The sequence below is a fragment of the Planifilum fimeticola genome, from assembly GCF_003001905.1.
Classification (GTDB): Bacteria; Bacillota; Bacilli; order Thermoactinomycetales; family DSM-44946; genus Planifilum; species Planifilum fimeticola.
This window is the reverse complement of the sequence record NZ_PVNE01000020.1, coordinates 1-16,572: the sequence shown is the minus strand read 5'-3', so window position 1 is coordinate 16,572 and position 16,572 is coordinate 1. Positions and strand designations below refer to the sequence as shown.

The 16,572-nt window shown below is 57.3% G+C and carries 14 protein-coding genes, 1 pseudogene and 2 riboswitches; of the genes and pseudogenes, 4 read left to right on the top strand and 11 right to left on the bottom strand.

The genetic code is table 11. The annotated features are described in order from the left end of the window. Window positions 1–122: 122 nt before the first annotated feature. From CLV97_RS12125 to CLV97_RS12090, 8 genes and pseudogenes are all read right to left on the bottom strand, one after another. Window positions 123–896, bottom strand: a complete 774-nt coding sequence (locus CLV97_RS12125) for a lipoate--protein ligase family protein (protein ID WP_106345847.1) — start codon at window positions 894–896, stop codon at window positions 123–125. Window positions 897–1,015: 119 nt separating this feature from the next. Next, window positions 1,016–1,996 (bottom strand): NAD-dependent epimerase/dehydratase family protein, encoded by a 981-nt coding sequence (locus CLV97_RS12120; RefSeq protein WP_170070500.1) that lies wholly within the window; start codon window positions 1,994–1,996, stop codon window positions 1,016–1,018. Between the two features lie 17 nt (window positions 1,997–2,013). After that, window positions 2,014–2,781 (bottom strand): 2,4-dienoyl-CoA reductase, encoded by a 768-nt coding sequence (gene fadH, locus CLV97_RS12115; protein WP_106345846.1) that lies wholly within the window; start codon window positions 2,779–2,781, stop codon window positions 2,014–2,016. Between the two features lie 205 nt (window positions 2,782–2,986). Next, complete coding sequence (locus CLV97_RS12110; RefSeq protein ID WP_245891539.1) at window positions 2,987–3,655, bottom strand: methionine ABC transporter permease; 669 nt, start codon at window positions 3,653–3,655, stop codon at window positions 2,987–2,989. Next, a complete protein-coding gene (locus tag CLV97_RS12105) occupies window positions 3,633–4,670 on the bottom strand; it encodes a methionine ABC transporter ATP-binding protein (protein WP_106345845.1) in 1,038 nt (345 codons plus the stop codon). Before CLV97_RS12105 ends, CLV97_RS12110 begins: the two co-directional genes overlap by 23 nt. Window positions 4,671–4,706: 36 nt before the next feature. Next, window positions 4,707–5,513 carry a MetQ/NlpA family ABC transporter substrate-binding protein gene (locus tag CLV97_RS12100; protein WP_106345795.1) on the bottom strand — a complete coding sequence of 269 codons (807 nt, stop codon included), beginning with the start codon at window positions 5,511–5,513 and terminating at the stop codon, window positions 4,707–4,709. Window positions 5,514–5,656: 143 nt separating this feature from the next. Further along, a riboswitch (SAM riboswitch) is annotated at window positions 5,657–5,771 on the bottom strand. 128 nt (window positions 5,772–5,899) lie between these two features. After that, a pseudogene (locus CLV97_RS17910) lies at window positions 5,900–6,740 on the bottom strand (cation:proton antiporter); the annotation flags it as partial. A 143-nt stretch (window positions 6,741–6,883) separates the two neighbouring features. After that, a complete protein-coding gene (locus tag CLV97_RS12090) occupies window positions 6,884–7,444 on the bottom strand; it encodes a cysteine hydrolase family protein (RefSeq protein ID WP_106345793.1) in 561 nt (186 codons plus the stop codon). A 277-nt stretch (window positions 7,445–7,721) separates the two neighbouring features. On the opposite strand from CLV97_RS12090, the gene CLV97_RS12085 reads away from it, so the two are divergent. Beyond that, a complete protein-coding gene (locus tag CLV97_RS12085; protein WP_245891520.1) occupies window positions 7,722–8,177 on the top strand; it encodes a ferritin-like domain-containing protein in 456 nt (151 codons plus the stop codon). Between the two features lie 194 nt (window positions 8,178–8,371). On the opposite strand, the gene gcvPB is transcribed toward CLV97_RS12085, so the two are convergent. The 3 genes from gcvPB to gcvT are packed head-to-tail and all read right to left on the bottom strand — an operon-like array spanning window position 8,372 to window position 12,316. Beyond that, window positions 8,372–9,841: an aminomethyl-transferring glycine dehydrogenase subunit GcvPB gene (gcvPB, locus tag CLV97_RS12080; RefSeq protein WP_106345792.1), complete on the bottom strand. Its 1,470-nt coding sequence runs from the start codon at window positions 9,839–9,841 to the stop codon at window positions 8,372–8,374. Then, on the bottom strand, window positions 9,838–11,184 hold the full coding sequence (gene gcvPA / locus CLV97_RS12075; RefSeq protein WP_106345791.1) for an aminomethyl-transferring glycine dehydrogenase subunit GcvPA: 1,347 nt from the start codon (window positions 11,182–11,184) through the stop codon (window positions 9,838–9,840). Before gcvPA ends, gcvPB begins: the two co-directional genes overlap by 4 nt. A gap of 37 nt (window positions 11,185–11,221) precedes the next feature. Beyond that, a complete protein-coding gene (gene gcvT, locus CLV97_RS12070) occupies window positions 11,222–12,316 on the bottom strand; it encodes a glycine cleavage system aminomethyltransferase GcvT (RefSeq protein ID WP_106345790.1) in 1,095 nt (364 codons plus the stop codon). Between the two features lie 177 nt (window positions 12,317–12,493). Beyond that, a riboswitch (glycine riboswitch) is annotated at window positions 12,494–12,585 on the bottom strand. 287 nt (window positions 12,586–12,872) lie between these two features. Here gcvT and CLV97_RS12065 point away from each other — a divergent pair. From CLV97_RS12065 to CLV97_RS12055, 3 genes are all read left to right on the top strand, one after another. Beyond that, window positions 12,873–14,588: a DEAD/DEAH box helicase gene (locus CLV97_RS12065; protein ID WP_425440571.1), complete on the top strand. Its 1,716-nt coding sequence runs from the start codon at window positions 12,873–12,875 to the stop codon at window positions 14,586–14,588. Next, window positions 14,578–15,381, top strand: coding sequence for a YqhG family protein (locus tag CLV97_RS12060; protein ID WP_170070499.1), 804 nt, complete (start codon window positions 14,578–14,580; stop codon window positions 15,379–15,381). Before CLV97_RS12065 ends, CLV97_RS12060 begins: the two co-directional genes overlap by 11 nt. A 135-nt stretch (window positions 15,382–15,516) precedes the next feature. Then, entirely contained in the window at window positions 15,517–16,362 is an 846-nt protein-coding gene (locus CLV97_RS12055) for an LPXTG cell wall anchor domain-containing protein (protein WP_106345788.1), read from the top strand. Window positions 16,363–16,572: the final 210 nt, after the last annotated feature.

Here is a 16,572-nt window from a genome sequence, read left to right as displayed (position 1 = left end):
ATCTTATCAAGGGCAAACCCTCCCCTGAAAAGGAAAGGATTGGCATCTCCGGCGCTCCGCTACTTAAAAACAAATTCCCGGGAGGGCGCGTTTCCCGGGAATTGGTTGCACAGGTCGCCTGTTCAGCGCCTCATGTTCCATTCATCGGAGGCATAGCGATTTTCCGCCAGCTCCTCCGCCAACTTCTGTTCATAGGGCGTCAGCTCCCCTTCGACGAGTCGGACGCCCAATCCGCGGGCAAACCCCTCAACGAAGGCCTCTTCCGCTTCCTCCAGGGTCACCGGCGACCGTCGAAGCTGGTTGATCGCCGCCGCCTTCCCCAAAAAGGTCCGCTTCATCCGCTCCTTGACCCGTTCCGAAGAAAACCTGAGCACATCGAACAGCAGATCCACATCCAAATCGAGCAGAATGGAGCCATGCTGCAAGATCATCCCCCGCTGCCGGGTCTGGGCGCTCCCCGCCACCTTCCTCCCCTCCACAACCAACTCATACCAGGAGGGGGAATCGAAACAGGCGGCGGAATCGGGGGAACCGCTTTGCGCCGACTTTCCCTCGAGGGAAACCATCTCCGCCGCCAGGCCCAGCAGGCGGAACCCCTCCAGAAGTCCCGTGCTGATCACCCGGTAGGACTGAATCACCGAGGACGGCATCCCCGGAACATCTTCCGCGACGATGACGCTGTAGGTCAGTTCCTGATCATGCAGCACGGCCCGGCCGCCCGTGGGCCGCCGGACAAATCCGAGCCCCCGCTGCTTCAGCCGCTCAAGATCCACTTCGCGGGATGCCCGCTGAAAATATCCGATGGAGAGGGTGGGCGGTTCCCATCCGTAGAAACGAATCGTCGGCGGGGCCTTCCCCTCCCCTCCGGCAATGAGAATCGCTTCATCGATGGCCATGTTTTCCGCACCGCTCCTTTTTCCGGTGCGAAGCAGGCGCCACTGTTGGTCCGTCGTCAATGCGCGTCACTCTCCAAGTCAATGTCCACCTCCCATTGTAGCCGGTTGTTCGTCTCCCCTCAACCGCGGTCCGCCGACTTCCAGCGTTCCTTCAGCCACCGCACCGTCTTTTCCACCGTCTTTTCGAAGGGGGTGGGGGAATAACCCAACTCCCGCGCGGCCTTGTCGGAGGAATAATAGAGCTTCCGCCCGGAAAGCTTCGCCAAATCCCACGCGAGGGCGGGCTCCCCGCCGCTCAGCAGCGCCGCCGCCTCCGCCGCCAGCGAAAGGGGTATCGCCACCGGCTTGCGGAGGAGGCGCATCCTCCCCCCATGTCCCCCCGCCTCGGCGATTTTTTGGAACGCCTCCAGAAAGGACAGGTTGGTTCCTCCCAAAAGGTACCGCTCCCCCACCCTTCCCTTTTCCGCGGCCAGCAAATGCCCGCGGGCCACGTCCTCCACATCGACCAGGTTTACCCCGCCGTCGGGTGCGATCCTGAGCCGCCCCTTGGCCACCGCGGCAAAAAAGGAGGAGCTGTAGGTGCGGATGCCTATGACGACCGTCGGATTGACCACCACCGCGGGGAATCCCTGCACCGCCCGGTCCAAAACCGCTTCCTCCGCCTGGCGCTTGGCGATGGCATAGCCCACGTTCAGCTCGTATCCGTTGAAGGGAAACGTCTCATCCGCCAGCTGCTCGGAATCGGGAAGTCCGACGGCGGCCGCGGAACTGGTGTAGACAAAGCGTCTGACGCCGCTTCGCTCCGCCTCGGCGAGGAGATTTCGGGTGGCTTCCAAATTGTTGGCAAACATCCGCTTGCGCAGGCGTCTCCCCCAGGTGACGTCTCCCGCCACGTGAAAAACCCAGTCCATTCCCTTGCAAACATCGCGGATCGTCTCGGGGCGGGTCAATTCCCCCGTCACGCGGCGGATTCCTTCCGGCAAGTCGATCAGTCTGGAGGTGGGACGGTGAAGTAGGGTGATGTCATGACCCTGTTCATGCAAGTGGTGAAGCAGGTTCCGACCGACAAAACCGGTTCCTCCCGTTACCAGCACGCGCATCTTATCACCCCCATCCTTCAAATCATCCGCCGCCCCGCCAACCACAGGCCGGCGTCGACGGTGATGCATGCACCGTTGATATACTCGGCCCGGTCGGAAAGGAGGAACGCCACCACGTCGGCCACTTCCTCCACCCGTCCCAGCCGGCCGAGGGGGATGTGGTCGAGCAGCTGCTTTCTCATCTCGTCGGAAAGAATCAGCTTCTCCGTTCCGCCGGTATTTTCAATCGGTCCCGGGGCCACGCAGTTGACGCGGATTCCGTACTTTCTGCCCCATTCCACCGCCAGGGTCTGGCTCATGGCCAGCACGCCCGCCTTGGCCGCCGCGGAATGAACCACGCCGGCGCACCCCGTCCAGGCATAGGTGGCGACGATGTTGACGATGGAACCCTTCCCGCCGGAGGCGATCCAGTCCTTCGCCACCGCCTGGGAACAGTACCAGGTCCCGTTCAACACGATGTTGATCACCGCATTCCATCCGTTGATGGACAAATCCTCCGCATGGACGATGAAATTGCCCGCCGCATTGTTGATCAGATGGTCAATCCGGCCGAACCGCTCCTTGGTCTTTTCCACCATCTCCGCCACCTGATCCGGATTGCGGACATCCATGGGAATGGTCAACACTTGGCCGTCAAAGGTTTCGATTTCCGCCCTGGCCCGGCTCAGCTTCTCCTCGTCCCGGCCGATGATCGCCACATGGGCTCCGTCCCGGCACAGCCTGGCGGCGATCCCTTTCCCGATCCCGCTGCTCCCGCCGGTGACGATCACGGTTTGTCCTTTCATGCTTAACCTCCCGCCCTGATGTTTCAAAATGATTCCCTTGCGCAACGATGTCCCTTTCGGCAACGCTGTTTCAAATTTCAGTCTCCTAGGAACATCCTATTATCACCGGAAAAGGCTTGTCAACCTCGAGAACCGAAACCCTTGCGTACGCAAAAAGATCTCCCCCGCCGGGAAGGAGATCTTTTTGCAACTGAAGCCAAAGGGATTAATCCTTTTTCAATAAATCCGCAAGCCGGTTTCCGAGGGTTTGCAATCCTTGAACCAGCAGGATCAACAATCCCACGGTAAAATACATAACGTCCGCCTCATATCGCAGATGTCCAAAACGGTATGCCAAATCCCCCAGTCCTCCTCCGCCGACCAATCCCGCCATGGCTGTGGCTCCGATCAAACCGATGGTGGCGATGGTCAGTCCCAAAACAATGGAAGGCCTCGCCTCGCGAATCATCACGTGCCAGATGATGTCTCTGGTCCGGATCCCCATCGCTTCGTAGGCTTCGATCACTCCGCGATCCACCTCGAAGAGCGCTTGCTCCATCAATCGGGCGATATAGGGAGCGGTGTAAACGACGAGGGGAACGATCACTCCTCTGACCCCGATGGTGGTACCCGCAACCAATTTCGTAAACGGCAAGATGAAAAAGAGGAGAATGATAAAGGGAACGGAACGGATCATATTGATGATCAAATTGAGGATCTGGTAAAGGAGCGGATTGGACCAACTTTTCCCCGGACGGGTCAAAACCAACAGTACCCCCAAAGGCAAGCCGATGACAACGGAGAAGAACAGGGAGATGCCCACCATTTGAAACGTCTGCAGCGTCGCTTCCCAAAGGGTATCCCCCCATCGGTCAAGAAATCCGCCGATTGAAATCTGCACGCAAATTCACCCCTTCGATCCGACCCCCCTGATTTTGCAAAAAGAGCATCGCTTGTTCAATTTCCTCCTCATCCCCTGTAAAGTGAACCACCCACCTGCCCAGGGTTCCTTTTTTGAGGTGAAGAATGCCTCCCGAAAGGAGATGGGGAAACACGTCAAACCTCTTGCTCACCTGCGTCAAGACGGTCTCTCCGACGGAGGAGGGGACGAATAGGGAGACGAGCCTCCCGGTTTCGTACCGTCGATGAGACGGCGCCTGGGGCAATTGGACATGGAACAGGCTGTTGACGAATTTTTTCGTCGTCTCATGGACCGGCGAAGTGAAGATTTTCAGAACCGGACCGGTTTCGACGATTTGCCCCTTTTCCATGACCGCGACGCGATCGCAGATTTTTCGAATCACGTTCATTTCATGGGTGATCAGGAGGATGGTGATCCCGAATTCCTCATTGATCTTCAACAGCAGTTCAAGGATCGCATCGGTGGTTTCCGGGTCCAGAGCGCTTGTCGCTTCATCGCACAGAAGTACCTCCGGTTCATGCGCCAACGCCCTGGCAATCGCCACCCGCTGTTTCTGTCCGCCCGACAACTGACTCGGATAATCATCGCGCTTTTCCTCCAGTCCGACAACGTCCAAGTATTTTTCCACCCGCTCCTCGATATTCCCCCTCGGCACTCCTGAAAGTTTCAGTGGAATCGCAACATTTTCATAAACCGTTGCTGTTTTCAGCAGGTGAAACCCCTGAAAGATCATCCCGATCTTCCGCCGGGCATCCCTCAGTTGTTTGGGCGACAGAGACATCAAATCAACCCCGTTCCACAGCACCGTTCCGGAGGTGGGACGCTCCAGCAAATTAATGCAGCGGATCAACGTGCTCTTCCCGGCCCCGCTGTGCCCGATTACGCCGAAGATCTCCCCCTTTTTCAGTTCGAGGGAAACATTCTTGAGTGCCTCCACTTTCCCCTTTTTTGTGACAAAGGTTTTTGACACGTTGATCAGCCGAATCATCATCCTCCCCCTTTTCAAGAGCGGCATTTTTTCCGGTTACCAGGAAGGAACCACGGAACCTTTAAAGGTCTCTTCCACGAAACGCTTCACCTCTTCCGAATGGTAGGCCTTGATCAGCTTCTGGATCACCGGATCATCCTTGTTCTCCGTCCGCACCGCCAGCACATTCACCCAGGGGGAATCCTTCGGCTCCATATAAATGGCGTCGCGGGTGGGCAACAAACCGTGTTCGACGGCGAAGTTGGTATTGATCGCGGCGGCGGCAAATTCATCCAGCTGGCGGGGGATCTGCGCCGCCTCCAGTTCGACCAACTCCAGGTCCAACGGGTTTTCCACGATGTCTTTCACCGTCGCTTGGATGCCGATGCCTTTCTTTAACTTGATCAGCCCGGCCTGGTCAAACAGGAGCAACGCGCGCGCCCCGTTGGTCGGGTCATTGGGCAGACCGATTTTGTCCCCTTTTTTCAGCTGTTTCAAGTCCTTGATCCTGTTGGAGTAAATCCCCATCGGAAAGTTGACGGTATCGGCAACCGCCACCAGGTCCAAATTCTTGTCCTTTTTCATTTGCTCCAGGTAGGGCTCATGCTGAAAGGAATTGACATCGAGTTCCCCCTCCGCAAGGGCGACGTTCACCATCGGATAATCGTTGAACACCTTGATGTCGATGTCCAATCCGTCCTTGGCCGCCACCTCTTTGACCTTCTCCATGATCTGTTCATGGGGGCCTGCCGTAACCCCGACCACCAGCCGATGCTCGTCCAACGGTTTTCCGGCATCGGTGCCGCAGCCGACCGCCGCAAACAAAAGGGCACCGATCAGTACCGACTTGACTAAATTTCTCACGGGTCATCCATCCTTTTTCAAGTATTTGGATCAGAATAACAGGAATTATGGCAATGCCCGGCGGGGGTTGCACCCGAAAAAACCATGAAAAATGCCCCTCTGAAAAGACAGAGAGGCATGAAACGATCATCTTCTTCCCGCCTCTCTTATCTCTCAAAACGGATTCACCGTTTTGCAGGAATTAGCACCTTTCTCGCTCAGCGCAAGAAGGTTGCCGGGCTTCATCGGGCCAGTCCCTCCGCCTACTCTGGATAAGAGCGCAGCGCCATATTCACCTGTTATTCCCATAAGAATTCTTTCATTTATTATAGGAGATCCGAGACGCGGCGTCAACATTTTTTCAACGGTCAGCCGGATGTGCGTCTGAGGCCGGATGTCTTACCGATTCAGATACGGGGAGATTCCTTCGCCAACAACGGCCCAAGCCCCCCATGCAGGGGGCAAAGGGGTGCAATATGGAAAGCAACCCGGTTGCAGCACCGAGATTGGCCGCGACGATCGAGAACCCTCCCCTGGCCACAATCGTCAACCCGATATTCATCGACGCCTTTGGTGAAAGTCCAGCACTTCGGCCTGACAGTATTCCAGCTGCATTGTTGCCTATGATCGAAAACAGGACGGCACTCAAGGCCAACCATGCCGCATCACTCAATGCCATTGGATCAATGGTGAGACCGAAGTTGAAAAACAGGGCGCCAAAGAAATCCCGAAACAAGAAAATCATATTTTCGATGCGCCTCATATGTATCGTTCCCGCCGAAACAAGCCCCACAAGAAGCACTCCACCGAAAAACCAACGATCAGGAACAGCAGAGAAAGCATGGACACTTCGTTGGATTTGATGTTCAACGCCGGATTGATCAAGGGAACGGATTATTGTCCCAACAGGAAAATCAACAGCATGTACCCCGGAGCAAGAAGGGCAGATACAATTAAACCGCTAAGGGAAGCGGCTTCACTTAAGAGCAATCCCGAGCGGAATGACGGATAAACAGCCAGGAACACATCATCAAACATGACGATCCGGAGAATCATTTTCGATTCCGGGTTTGGCCACGACACTGAAAGTGATGGTGCCCATTCCGGCAGTCAGCAAAATCTCCATTAAAGAAAAGCCTGCAATCCATCCGAATAGAAGGCCCGGGGTAAAGTTGAGACCGTCATGAATGCTTCCTCCGATCGCGCCGACCGACCCGCTTTGATGAGTCGACCTACGGAAAACTCCAGGTCCGAGGTAATAACTCAATCAATTCACCACTGATAAGCTGTTTTCAGGGTCCGGCATCGATCATCCGAAAGAAAAGTGGAACGGGCATGTGAAATGTGAACAAGCCCCCGTTCCATCCGTGCCGTACCCAAAACGCTCACTCTCATTCAGAGCCGTTACGCATGCGGCGAATCCACTCTCCGGCGGTGATCACTTGGCTGAACCGCGCCGCTTGGCCGACCAGAACCGCCCGGTGCATCTCCTCTGCGGAGACGGAGCCCGCCTGGTTGGTCACGTCAAGGGTTCCGGTGGCGTCGGACAAAAACTCCACGGCGAAACCGCGATGGTATGCCTGCTTTGCCGTGGAATCGCAGCACATGTGCGTCATATACCCGGCGATCGTCACCGTGTCCACACCGTTATTCTTCAACCATTCCTCCAATCCGGTTCCCGTAAAGCTACCGGGCAGACGTTTGTCCACCAGGAGATCCCGGCGGCGTTTCGCCACTTCCGGATGAAGCTTCCACTCCTCCGTCCCCTTCCGGAACACCCCGGAGCCTTCCACCGGTGACGTATGACGGATCACCACCACCGGAATTCCCTCCTCCGATGAGGCGTCCATAACTTCCAAAATGCGGTCGAGACTCCCCTCCGGGTACGTCACCGGCAACCGTCCGGTGAAATACTCGTTCTGAACATCGATGACCAACAGCGCCCGTTTCACGGCAACCGCCTCCTTGGCAAGTCGTGATATCCTTGGATTCACCCCAAGGATATCACGACTTGCCAAGACGCTGAAACCTTCTCCAAGACGACGGACGTAGAATGCCTGCAGCCGGCGCCGCAAAAACGGCGTCTCGACAACCAAACCTTTGTACTTGCCTCTGCACCCCCTCCTTGGATTCCGAAGGGGCATTCCCCCAAAATGGGCGCACTTATCGGGATATGTAACCATATGGTGAAATGAGCATACAGCCTGAATTCCCCCGGGAGGGTCACGGATGAATGCCTTTCATTACCCCGGCACCGACTCCAGCAGTTCGGAACCGATGAACCGGCTCATCGCCGACATCGCGAAAGCGATCAACGGGGAATACCATGCCATCGGCTATTACGAGGCGTTGGCCCGGTTGGCGCCGACGGAGAAGGAGCGAACCAGCATACGGGAAATCCGAAGGGATGAAATCAAACACTACAAACTGTTCCTCAGGATCTACAAAAAACTCACCGGACACAGGCCGATGGTGATGGAGGGATCCCCTCCCGAGAATTATCGGCAGGGGCTGAAATTTTCCATCGAAGACGAACTGGAAACAGTCGATTTCTATCTCGACATTTCCGACAGGGCCTACGATCCCCGCATCCGTCGGGCCTTCAGGCGCGCCGCTCTGGATGAACAGCAACACGCCGTCACTTTCAACTATTTCCTGACTAAACTGTGCTGCAAAGATCCGTGAAACTTCCGCAGAAGTCAGCCCAAGCATCCCGCACATCTGGGGGAGGGTGGGACTGATGACCACTTCCGAGCCGAGGAGGGTCGCGATGTTCCGCCTCTACTCCAGTCAGCAGGAAACACATGACGAATAGCCTTTCAAACGCCGGACCCCAACCGAAAACGGTTGGGGTCCGGTGTTTCGATCCGTATACAAGGTCACTGCGCTTTTTCGCTCTTCTCCCAACGCAGCACCGGCTTCCGGGCGGCGGTCACCTCGTCGAGGCGCTTCACCACCGTGGCAGTGGGGGCATCCTGGACCCGTTCCGGGTTTTCCTCCGCTTCCCGGGCGATCTGGATCATCGCGTCGATGAACTGATCGAGGGTTTCCTTGCTTTCCGTCTCCGTGGGCTCGATCATCATACATTCATCGACAATCAGCGGGAAATAGATCGTCGGCGGATGGAAACCGAAATCCAGAAGCCGCTTGGCCATGTCCAGGGTCCGCACGCCCAGTTTCTTCTGACGCTTGCCCGAAAGCACAAACTCATGCTTGCAGTGTTGCGGATACGGCAGGTCAAAGTACGGCGCCAACTTCCGCATCACATAGTTGGCGTTGAGGACGGCGTTTTCCGAAACCCGGCGCAGACCGTCCGGCCCCATCGTGCGGATGTAGGCATAGGCCCTGACCAAGATGCCGAAATTGCCGTAGAACCCCTTCACCCTTCCGATGGAATGGGGCAGGTCTTCCTTCAGATAAAAACCCTCTTCTCCCTTTTCCACGACGGGAACGGGCAAGAACGGGGCCAGTTCCTTCTTGACGCCCACCGGCCCTGCGCCGGGGCCGCCGCCTCCGTGGGGGGTGGTGAAGGTTTTGTGCAGGTTGAGGTGGACCACGTCAAAGCCCATGTCCCCGGGGCGGGCGATGCCCAGAATGGCGTTGGCGTTGGCTCCGTCGTAATAGAGGAGTCCTCCGGCCTGGTGCACGATATCGGCGATCTCCTGGATTTCCTTTTCAAACAGCCCCAGGGTGTTGGGGTTGGTCAGCATGAGGGCCGCCGTATCATCCCCCACCGCCGCCCGCAGCGCTTCCACATCGACAAGCCCCTTTTCATCGGAGGGGACGGTGACGGTCTTGAACCCGGCGACGGTGGCGCTGGCCGGGTTGGTTCCATGGGCCGAGTCCGGGACGATCACCTTGTTCCTGCCCGTGTCGCCGCGGCTTTCGTGATAGGCCCGGATCATCATCAAACCGGTCCACTCGCCCTGGGCTCCGGCGGCGGGCTGCAGGGTAACCCGGTCCATCCCGGTGATCTCCGCCAAGTATTGCTGCAGTTCATACAACAACTGAAGGGCGCCCTGAACCGTCTCCTCCGGCTGGTACGGATGGATCCGCGCAAAACCTGGAAGCCTGGCCACGTCCTCATGCACTTTGGGGTTGTACTTCATCGTACAGGAACCGAGCGGGTAGAAACCGTTGTCCACACCGTAATTGCGGCGGGACAGTTCAATATAGTGGCGAATCAGGTCCGGCTCGGATACCTCCGGCAGCTCGGGGGGTGCATCGCGAAGCAACTCCCCGGGAAGCACCTCCTCCGGTTCGACCGCGGGAACATCCGGTTCCGGCAGACTGTAAGCGACGCGCCCCGGCTTGCTGAGTTCAAAAATCAATTTTTTCCCCGGGTTCACAGCAATCCCTCCAATGCTTCGGCCAGTTGCTCAATCTCGCCCCTGGTCCGCACTTCCGTGACGGCCAACAGCATGGATCCGGACAGTTCCGGGTAATCCCTCCCCAGGTCGTACCCGCCGATGATCCCCTTTTGAAGCAGCCGGCGGTTCACTTCTCCCACCGGTCGGGAGAGCTTCACCGCAAATTCGTTGAAGAAGGGCCGGTCGAACAAGGGGCTCACCCCGGGAACCTGCGCCAACCGCTTCCGGGCGTAATGGGCCTTTTGCAGGTTGAGCCGGGCCATGTCCCGAATCCCCTGTTTCCCCAGCGCGGACATGGCCACCGCCGCGGCCAGGGCATTGAGCGCCTGGTTGGAACAGATGTTGGAAGTGGCCTTCTCCCGGCGGATATGCTGTTCCCGGGCCTGGAGCGTCAGCACGAATCCCCGCACGCCCTCCTCATCGGTGGTCTGACCCACGATCCGGCCCGGAATGCGCCGCATCAACGGACGGGTGGTGGCAAAGAAGCCGCAATGGGGTCCGCCGAACTGGACGGGGATGCCCAGCGGTTGCGCATCGCCGACCACAATGTCGGCCCCGCACTCACCCGGCGGCTTGATCAGCCCGAGGGCAATCGGGTTTGTGCTGACCACCAGCAATCCCTTGTGCCGATGAGCGATCGGCTCCGCAGCGGAGACATCCTCCAGATTTCCGAAGAAGTTGGGGCTCTGGAGGATCACCGCCGCCGTTTCCTCATCCGCTTCCGCCTCCAAAAGGGCCATGTCGGTAATTCCGTCTTTGTGGGGAATCTCCTTCACCACAAGCCCCAGTCCCCGGGACTGCAGGCGCAAAATCGCCCGCGCTTCGGGATGGACCGTCCGGGATACGAGTATCTTCTTCTTTCGCGTCGCCGCCGCGGCTACTCCGGCCGCTTCCGCCAGGGCCGTGGGACCGTCGTACATGGAGGAGTTGGCCACCTCCATGCCGGTCAGCTCGCATATCATCGTTTGAAATTCGAAGATGGCCTGCAACTCCCCCTGGCTGATCTCCGGCTGGTAGGGCGTATATGCGGTGTAAAACTCCGAGCGGGAGATGATATGATCCACCACGCTGGGGATGTAGTGCTCGTAGGCGCCGGCCCCCAAAAAGCACACCGCCTGATCAAAGGTGGTGTTTTTCTGGGAGAGGCGCTGCATGTGCCGGACCAGTTCCGGCTCCGACAGGCCGTCCGGAAGGTTGAGGCGCCCGCGGTACCGCACCCCTTCCGGAATATCCGCAAACAGATCGTCAACGGAATCGACGCCGATGGCGGACAGCATTTCCCGTCGATCCTCTTCCGTCATCGGCAGGTAACGGAATTTCATCGGATCCCTCCTCCGCTTTATATAATCAGCCGCCCGCCTATTTTCTAGGCCTTCTGTAGAAGGGCGTTTTGACGGTGATCGCCCGCAGGCGTCTGCCGCGAATCTCCACTTCCACCTCATTGCCCGGCTCGGCATATTCCGCCCGGATCAGGGCAAGGCCCACATTTTTCTTCAGGGTGGGAGACTGGGTTCCCGTGGTCACCTCACCGATCTCCTCATCTCCGGCGTAGACCGGATAACGGGTGCGGGGGATGCCGCGGTCGATCATCTCAATGCCCACCAGCTTTCTCGGAGGGCCTTCTTCCTTCTGTTCAGCCAGAACGTCCCGCCCGATAAAATCCCCCTTCTCCGTTTTGACAGCGAAACCGAGTCCCGCCTCGATGGGAGTGATCTCCGGAGACAGCTCCCTTCCGTACAAGGGCAGGCAAGCCTCGAACCGGAGGGTGTCCCGCGCCCCGAGACCGCAGGGGAGCACCCCTTCCTCCCTTCCGGCTTCCAGGATCTCCTGCCATACACGGGGGGCATCCTCCGGGTTGAGATAAATTTCGAATCCATCTTCACCGGTGTAACCGGACCGGGACACCATCGCCATGGTTCCGGCCAATTTCACGTCATCCCGAAAACGGAAAAAACCGATGGAAGAAAGATCCGCATCCGTCAGTTTACTGAGGACGCGTTCGGCCAGCGGTCCCTGGAGGGCGAGCTGAGCCATCTGACTTGACACGTTCCGGATCGTCACATCACCGGAGGCGTGTTTCTCGATCCATTCCACATCCTTTTCCACGTTTGCCGCATTGAGCACCAGTAGGAAAGAATCCTCCCCCCGGTAGATCAGCAAATCGTCCACGGTTCCGCCGTTCGGATAACACATAATGGAATATTGCGCCTTTCTGGGCTCCAGTTTGGATGCATCGTTGGTGGTCAGCTTCTGGACGAGATCCAGGGCGTCCGGACCGCTGATCTCCACTTCGCCCATGTGAGAGACATCAAAAAGGCCGGCTCGCGTGCGAACCGCTTCATGCTCCGCGATGATGCCGGAAAATTGGACGGGGAGTTCCCACCCGCTGAAGGGAACCATTTTCGCCTGATCCTTGTAGACTTCATAAAGCGGGGTTCGCTTCAATTGCGACACGTTGCCACCTCCACTGGATTCGACTTCAGTTTCTCACACTTTCCGCCTTTTCAAACAAAAAGGACAGAGAACCCCCCCTTGATGGCTGGCGTCTCTGTCCGGAAACCTGAGAGTTCTCCCGACAACGTCGGGATGCCCCGTGGGTGGCCCGCATGGGGCGGGCTCTCTCCAGAGTTGCGTCCGGCGGGCCTCCTTTTGCCTGAGAGATTCACCCTGCTCAGGGCTTGCCCCTTCGGCGCCGCAAATGCGGTCTCTCCTCCCGCCTTCACCCGCATCTTTCTTTTGTGACGAACAGAATAAGTGCGAAAATGCCACTGTTCCAATTTCGTATTTGGCCTATAAGAGAGTGTACCACACCTTTGGTCCTCTTTCACCCTCATGATCCCAAACGGTTTGGTCCCTTTTCATCCCCGGCGACAAAACCTCTTCCCTGCCGCGCCGGTCATGGTTTTTTGAGGAAAAAAACACGTAAAGGTCCGGAAAATTGTCAGCGGTCTGATAATCTTCTTCTTTCCAATCCATACTATGTAAGACGGAATTTCCGGGAGGGATGACTGTGCAATCGGTTCCCATCCGCATGGACCGCAAATGGCTCGGCCAATTCCAGGAACGGGTCGAAACCGACACCGGCTGGTCGACGTGGGAATGGTTTCAATTGGCCCTCGAGGCGGCGGAGGCCCAAGCCGTTCCCGACTTCGACACATTGCAGTGCCTGAACGCCTTGACCGGATTCACCCCCCTTCCCCATCAAATCGACACCGTCCGCCGCGTCATCAACGAGATGAACGGACGGGCCATTCTGGCGGACGAAGTGGGTCTGGGCAAGACGATTGAAGCGGGAATGATCTTGAAAGAATACCTGATCCGCGGCTTGGTGAAACGGGCCCTGATCCTGGTTCCCTCTTCACTGGTTCTGCAGTGGACGCGGGAGTTAAACCAGAAGTTTCAGATTCCGGCCATGGCCCACAAGCAGTCCTGGATGTGGGAGCAGTGCGACATACTGGTCGCCTCCATCGACACCGCCAAACGGGAACCGCACCGGGACCTGGTCCTCTCTCAAACCTACGACCTGCTGATCGTCGACGAGGCCCACAAGCTGAAAAACCGGCGAACGAAAAACTGGCAATTCGTCAACGGGATCCGCAAGAAATACTGTCTCCTGCTGACCGCCACCCCTCTCCAAAACCAGTTGGATGAACTCTTCAACCTGGTCACCCTTCTCAAGCCGGGCCATTTGGGACGGGAATCCACCTTCCAGACCGAATATGTGGCCGGCAAGCGCTTGCCGAAAAACGAAGAACGGCTGCGGGAAGAAATTCGCCGGGTGATGATCCGCAACCGGCGCAGCGACGGACACGTTCCCTTGACCAGACGGCACGTGACCACCGTTCCGATCACCCTCTCTCCGGAAGAGAGGGCCTTGTACGACGGGGTCACCCAGTTTGTCCGGGAGCGCGCCCGACAGGGAATCGGCGACTTGAAAAGCGCCCTCTCCCTGATCGTCCTCCAGCGGGAAGTGTGCAGCAGCCGGGATGCCGCTTTCCTTACCCTGTTCAAGCTGTTTCAACGCTCGGAAAAGGATGAGGAAGAAATCTCCCCCGAGGTGGCCCATCTGGTGGATCTGCTCCGAGCGGTCAAACGGCAGTCCAAAGTGGACCGGGCGATTCAACTCATCAAGGAAATCGGGGAAAAGGTGATTCTCTTCACCGAATACCGCGCAACCCAGGAAATGATCCTGCGTTCCTTGGCCGCCGAGGGGATTCCCGCCGTCCCGTACCGCGGCGGCTTCGCCCGAAACAAAAAGGATTGGATGATGGAATTGTTCCAGAAAAGGGCCCGGGTGATGGTGGCCACGGAGGCCGGCGGGGAGGGAATCAACCTGCAATTCTGCCGGCACATCATCAACTACGACATGCCCTGGAACCCGATGAGGGTGGAACAGCGGATCGGCCGGGTGCATCGCCTCGGCCAGACCCGCGATGTGCACATCTACAACTTCGCCACCGAAAACACCATCGAAGAGCACATCATCTGGCTGCTCCACGAAAAGATCAACATGTTTGAAATGGTGATCGGCGAATTGGAAACGATTCTGGAGCGGCTCAAGCTGAAGGACAACCTGGAACAGCGTTTGATGCAGATCATGCTGGAATCGGAGGATGACCGGCAGATCCGAAAGAAACTGTCGGCCATCGGAGAAAGCATCCGCGAAGCCCGCGAGGACATTCTCGCCGACTCCCGTCGTCAGGAGAGGTGGCTCCATGGAGGCTGATCGGATTCGCTCGTTTGCCGAACGGTTTTTAACCGCCCACGGCTGCCATTTTGTCGAGAAAAGCCCGGAACATCTCGTCACGCAGCTCTCCATCGAAGCGGACAAGGACCTGGTCAACCGGCCCTTTTATTGGATGTACGTGGAGAAAATGGGGATCGAACCCCAGCCCTCCCTTCTCACCTTCGTCTTTGATCCTCAACGATTGGAGGATCACGACCGGGGAGAATACTTGACCTCCGGTTCCCCGCGATTTGTTTCCATGCTGGAAGCCGCCAAAAGGCGCGGCCGATTTGTTCGCCTCTTCGAAGAAAAGCCTTCCTCCGTGGGAAGTCCCCTGAGCTCCCGCCCCTATATTCCGTGGCTGGGGGTCAATTTTCAGATCTCCCACATGTGCGATCAAAAGAAAGACGAGATCTGCTGCCTCGGCATCAATCTGCACAGCGGTGAAATCGTCGAGGATTTTTACCGCAGGATGAAACAGCGGCGGTGGACCGCCAGGCTGCCGGCCAACAGGCACACGGTTCAACCCCAGCTGACGATCGTCGAGGGAGTGGGAGAGCTGGAACGCTTCCTGCAGGACCGGATCGAACAGCAGGACTTGTCCTGGGCGGAACAGGCCCTGAAGCGGATGAAGATGGAACTGGAACAGCTGGAACACTTTTATCCCGAAGGGGTGAAAAACGAGGAAAAAAAGCAGCGAATTCGGGAGACCATCTGGCAATACCATCCGCGCGTCGAAGTGGAAGTGATCAATGCCGGCCTGTTTTATCTGGACGGAGCTGCAACGGATTAACCCGCGGGGAGAGCGGATGCCCGCTCCCCCGCATTTTTTGATTTTTTCTCGAAAATTAAAAATCAGTAGTTTTATAGATCCGGCAAATGTGATAATCTAAGGTTAGCAAAGCGGAACGGGAGGGTAGAAAACGAGATGAAACGATGGCACTTCTTCCTTCTCTCATTTTTTCTTCTTTTTGGAATCCCATCTGCCGTCACGGCTACTTCGGATGACGTGGCGGAACATGTCGTGAAGGTCTCCCACCGTCCGGACGGAGAAGGGAAATGGGTCTTCACCGCCACTCTTGAAGGGGAAGAAAATGTTCGGGGAGACTGGTCCTTCGTCTTGGACGGCCACGACTCGACCACCGTCGAATACGAGGGAGAACAAGCCCAGGCCAAATTCTCCATCGATTCTCCCGGCAAGCACCAGCTGAACGTCTCCTTCGAGGGCAGCCTGGGGGACCGCACCGGAAGGCTGAACAAGGAATACATATTTGAGGTCCCCGCCCTTTCCGTAAAGATCGACGGTTCCAAGGCCGTCTCCGCCAACCTCCTTTACACGGAACAGGCCGAGGGGAAATGGACCTTCGCCCTGGGCACCAATAGCGGAGAGCTGGTGGAGATCAGGGAGAGCGCGCAGGATCACGGTCCGCGCTTCTCCAAGAAACTCGCCGACCTGCAGCCCGGCACGTACCACCTGCTCGTCACCTACCAGGGCAAGGTCAACGGCGTGGAAACGGGATTCCAGAAGTCGCAGACACTGCATGTGGACGAGCAGGGCAAATTGACGCTCGCACCCGGTGAAACCGGGGATTCCCCCGCCGTGATCACCGCTCCCGAAAAGGTGGCCCAGGTCATCGAGAATTCCAAGCAGGGCGGAAAGCTGCCCAAGACCGCCACTTCCCATCCCGCCCAAGCTTTGATCGGTCTGTTCCTCCTCCTCGGAGGCTGGATGCTGCTCAAAAGGCCGAACGGGAAGCAAACGACGGTCTCATGAGAAAAAACTCCGGTCGTCGAAAACGAAAAAGGCCCGTAATACGGGCCTTGAGATTGATGACAAACCCCCTGGCTCTTTTCGCAAGAAAAGCGCCAGGGGTTGCATGTTTATGGGAAATAAACAGATAAAGGAAATTAGATTTGGTAAATTAGGCGGATCACAAAGCCTTTTCCTCTCTTCGAGAGGAGCAAGGCCATTTTTTTGATGTTT

Excerpts from the sequence above, each read along its gene's own strand:
- CLV97_RS12125 (WP_106345847.1), bottom strand. The coding sequence starts at position 896 with ATGGCCATCGATGAAGCGATTCTCATTGCCGGAGGGGAGGGGAAGGCC.
- CLV97_RS12120 (WP_170070500.1), bottom strand. The coding sequence starts at position 1,996 with ATGCGCGTGCTGGTAACGGGAGGAACCGGTTTTGTCGGTCGGAACCTG.
- fadH (WP_106345846.1), bottom strand. The coding sequence starts at position 2,781 with ATGAAAGGACAAACCGTGATCGTCACCGGCGGGAGCAGCGGGATCGGG.
- CLV97_RS12105 (WP_106345845.1), bottom strand. The coding sequence starts at position 4,670 with ATGATTCGGCTGATCAACGTGTCAAAAACCTTTGTCACAAAAAAGGGG.
- CLV97_RS12085 (WP_245891520.1), top strand. The coding sequence starts at position 7,722 with ATGAATGCCTTTCATTACCCCGGCACCGACTCCAGCAGTTCGGAACCG.
- gcvPA (WP_106345791.1), bottom strand. The coding sequence starts at position 11,184 with ATGAAATTCCGTTACCTGCCGATGACGGAAGAGGATCGACGGGAAATG.
- CLV97_RS12060 (WP_170070499.1), top strand. The coding sequence starts at position 14,578 with ATGGAGGCTGATCGGATTCGCTCGTTTGCCGAACGGTTTTTAACCGCC.
- CLV97_RS12055 (WP_106345788.1), top strand. The coding sequence starts at position 15,517 with ATGAAACGATGGCACTTCTTCCTTCTCTCATTTTTTCTTCTTTTTGGA.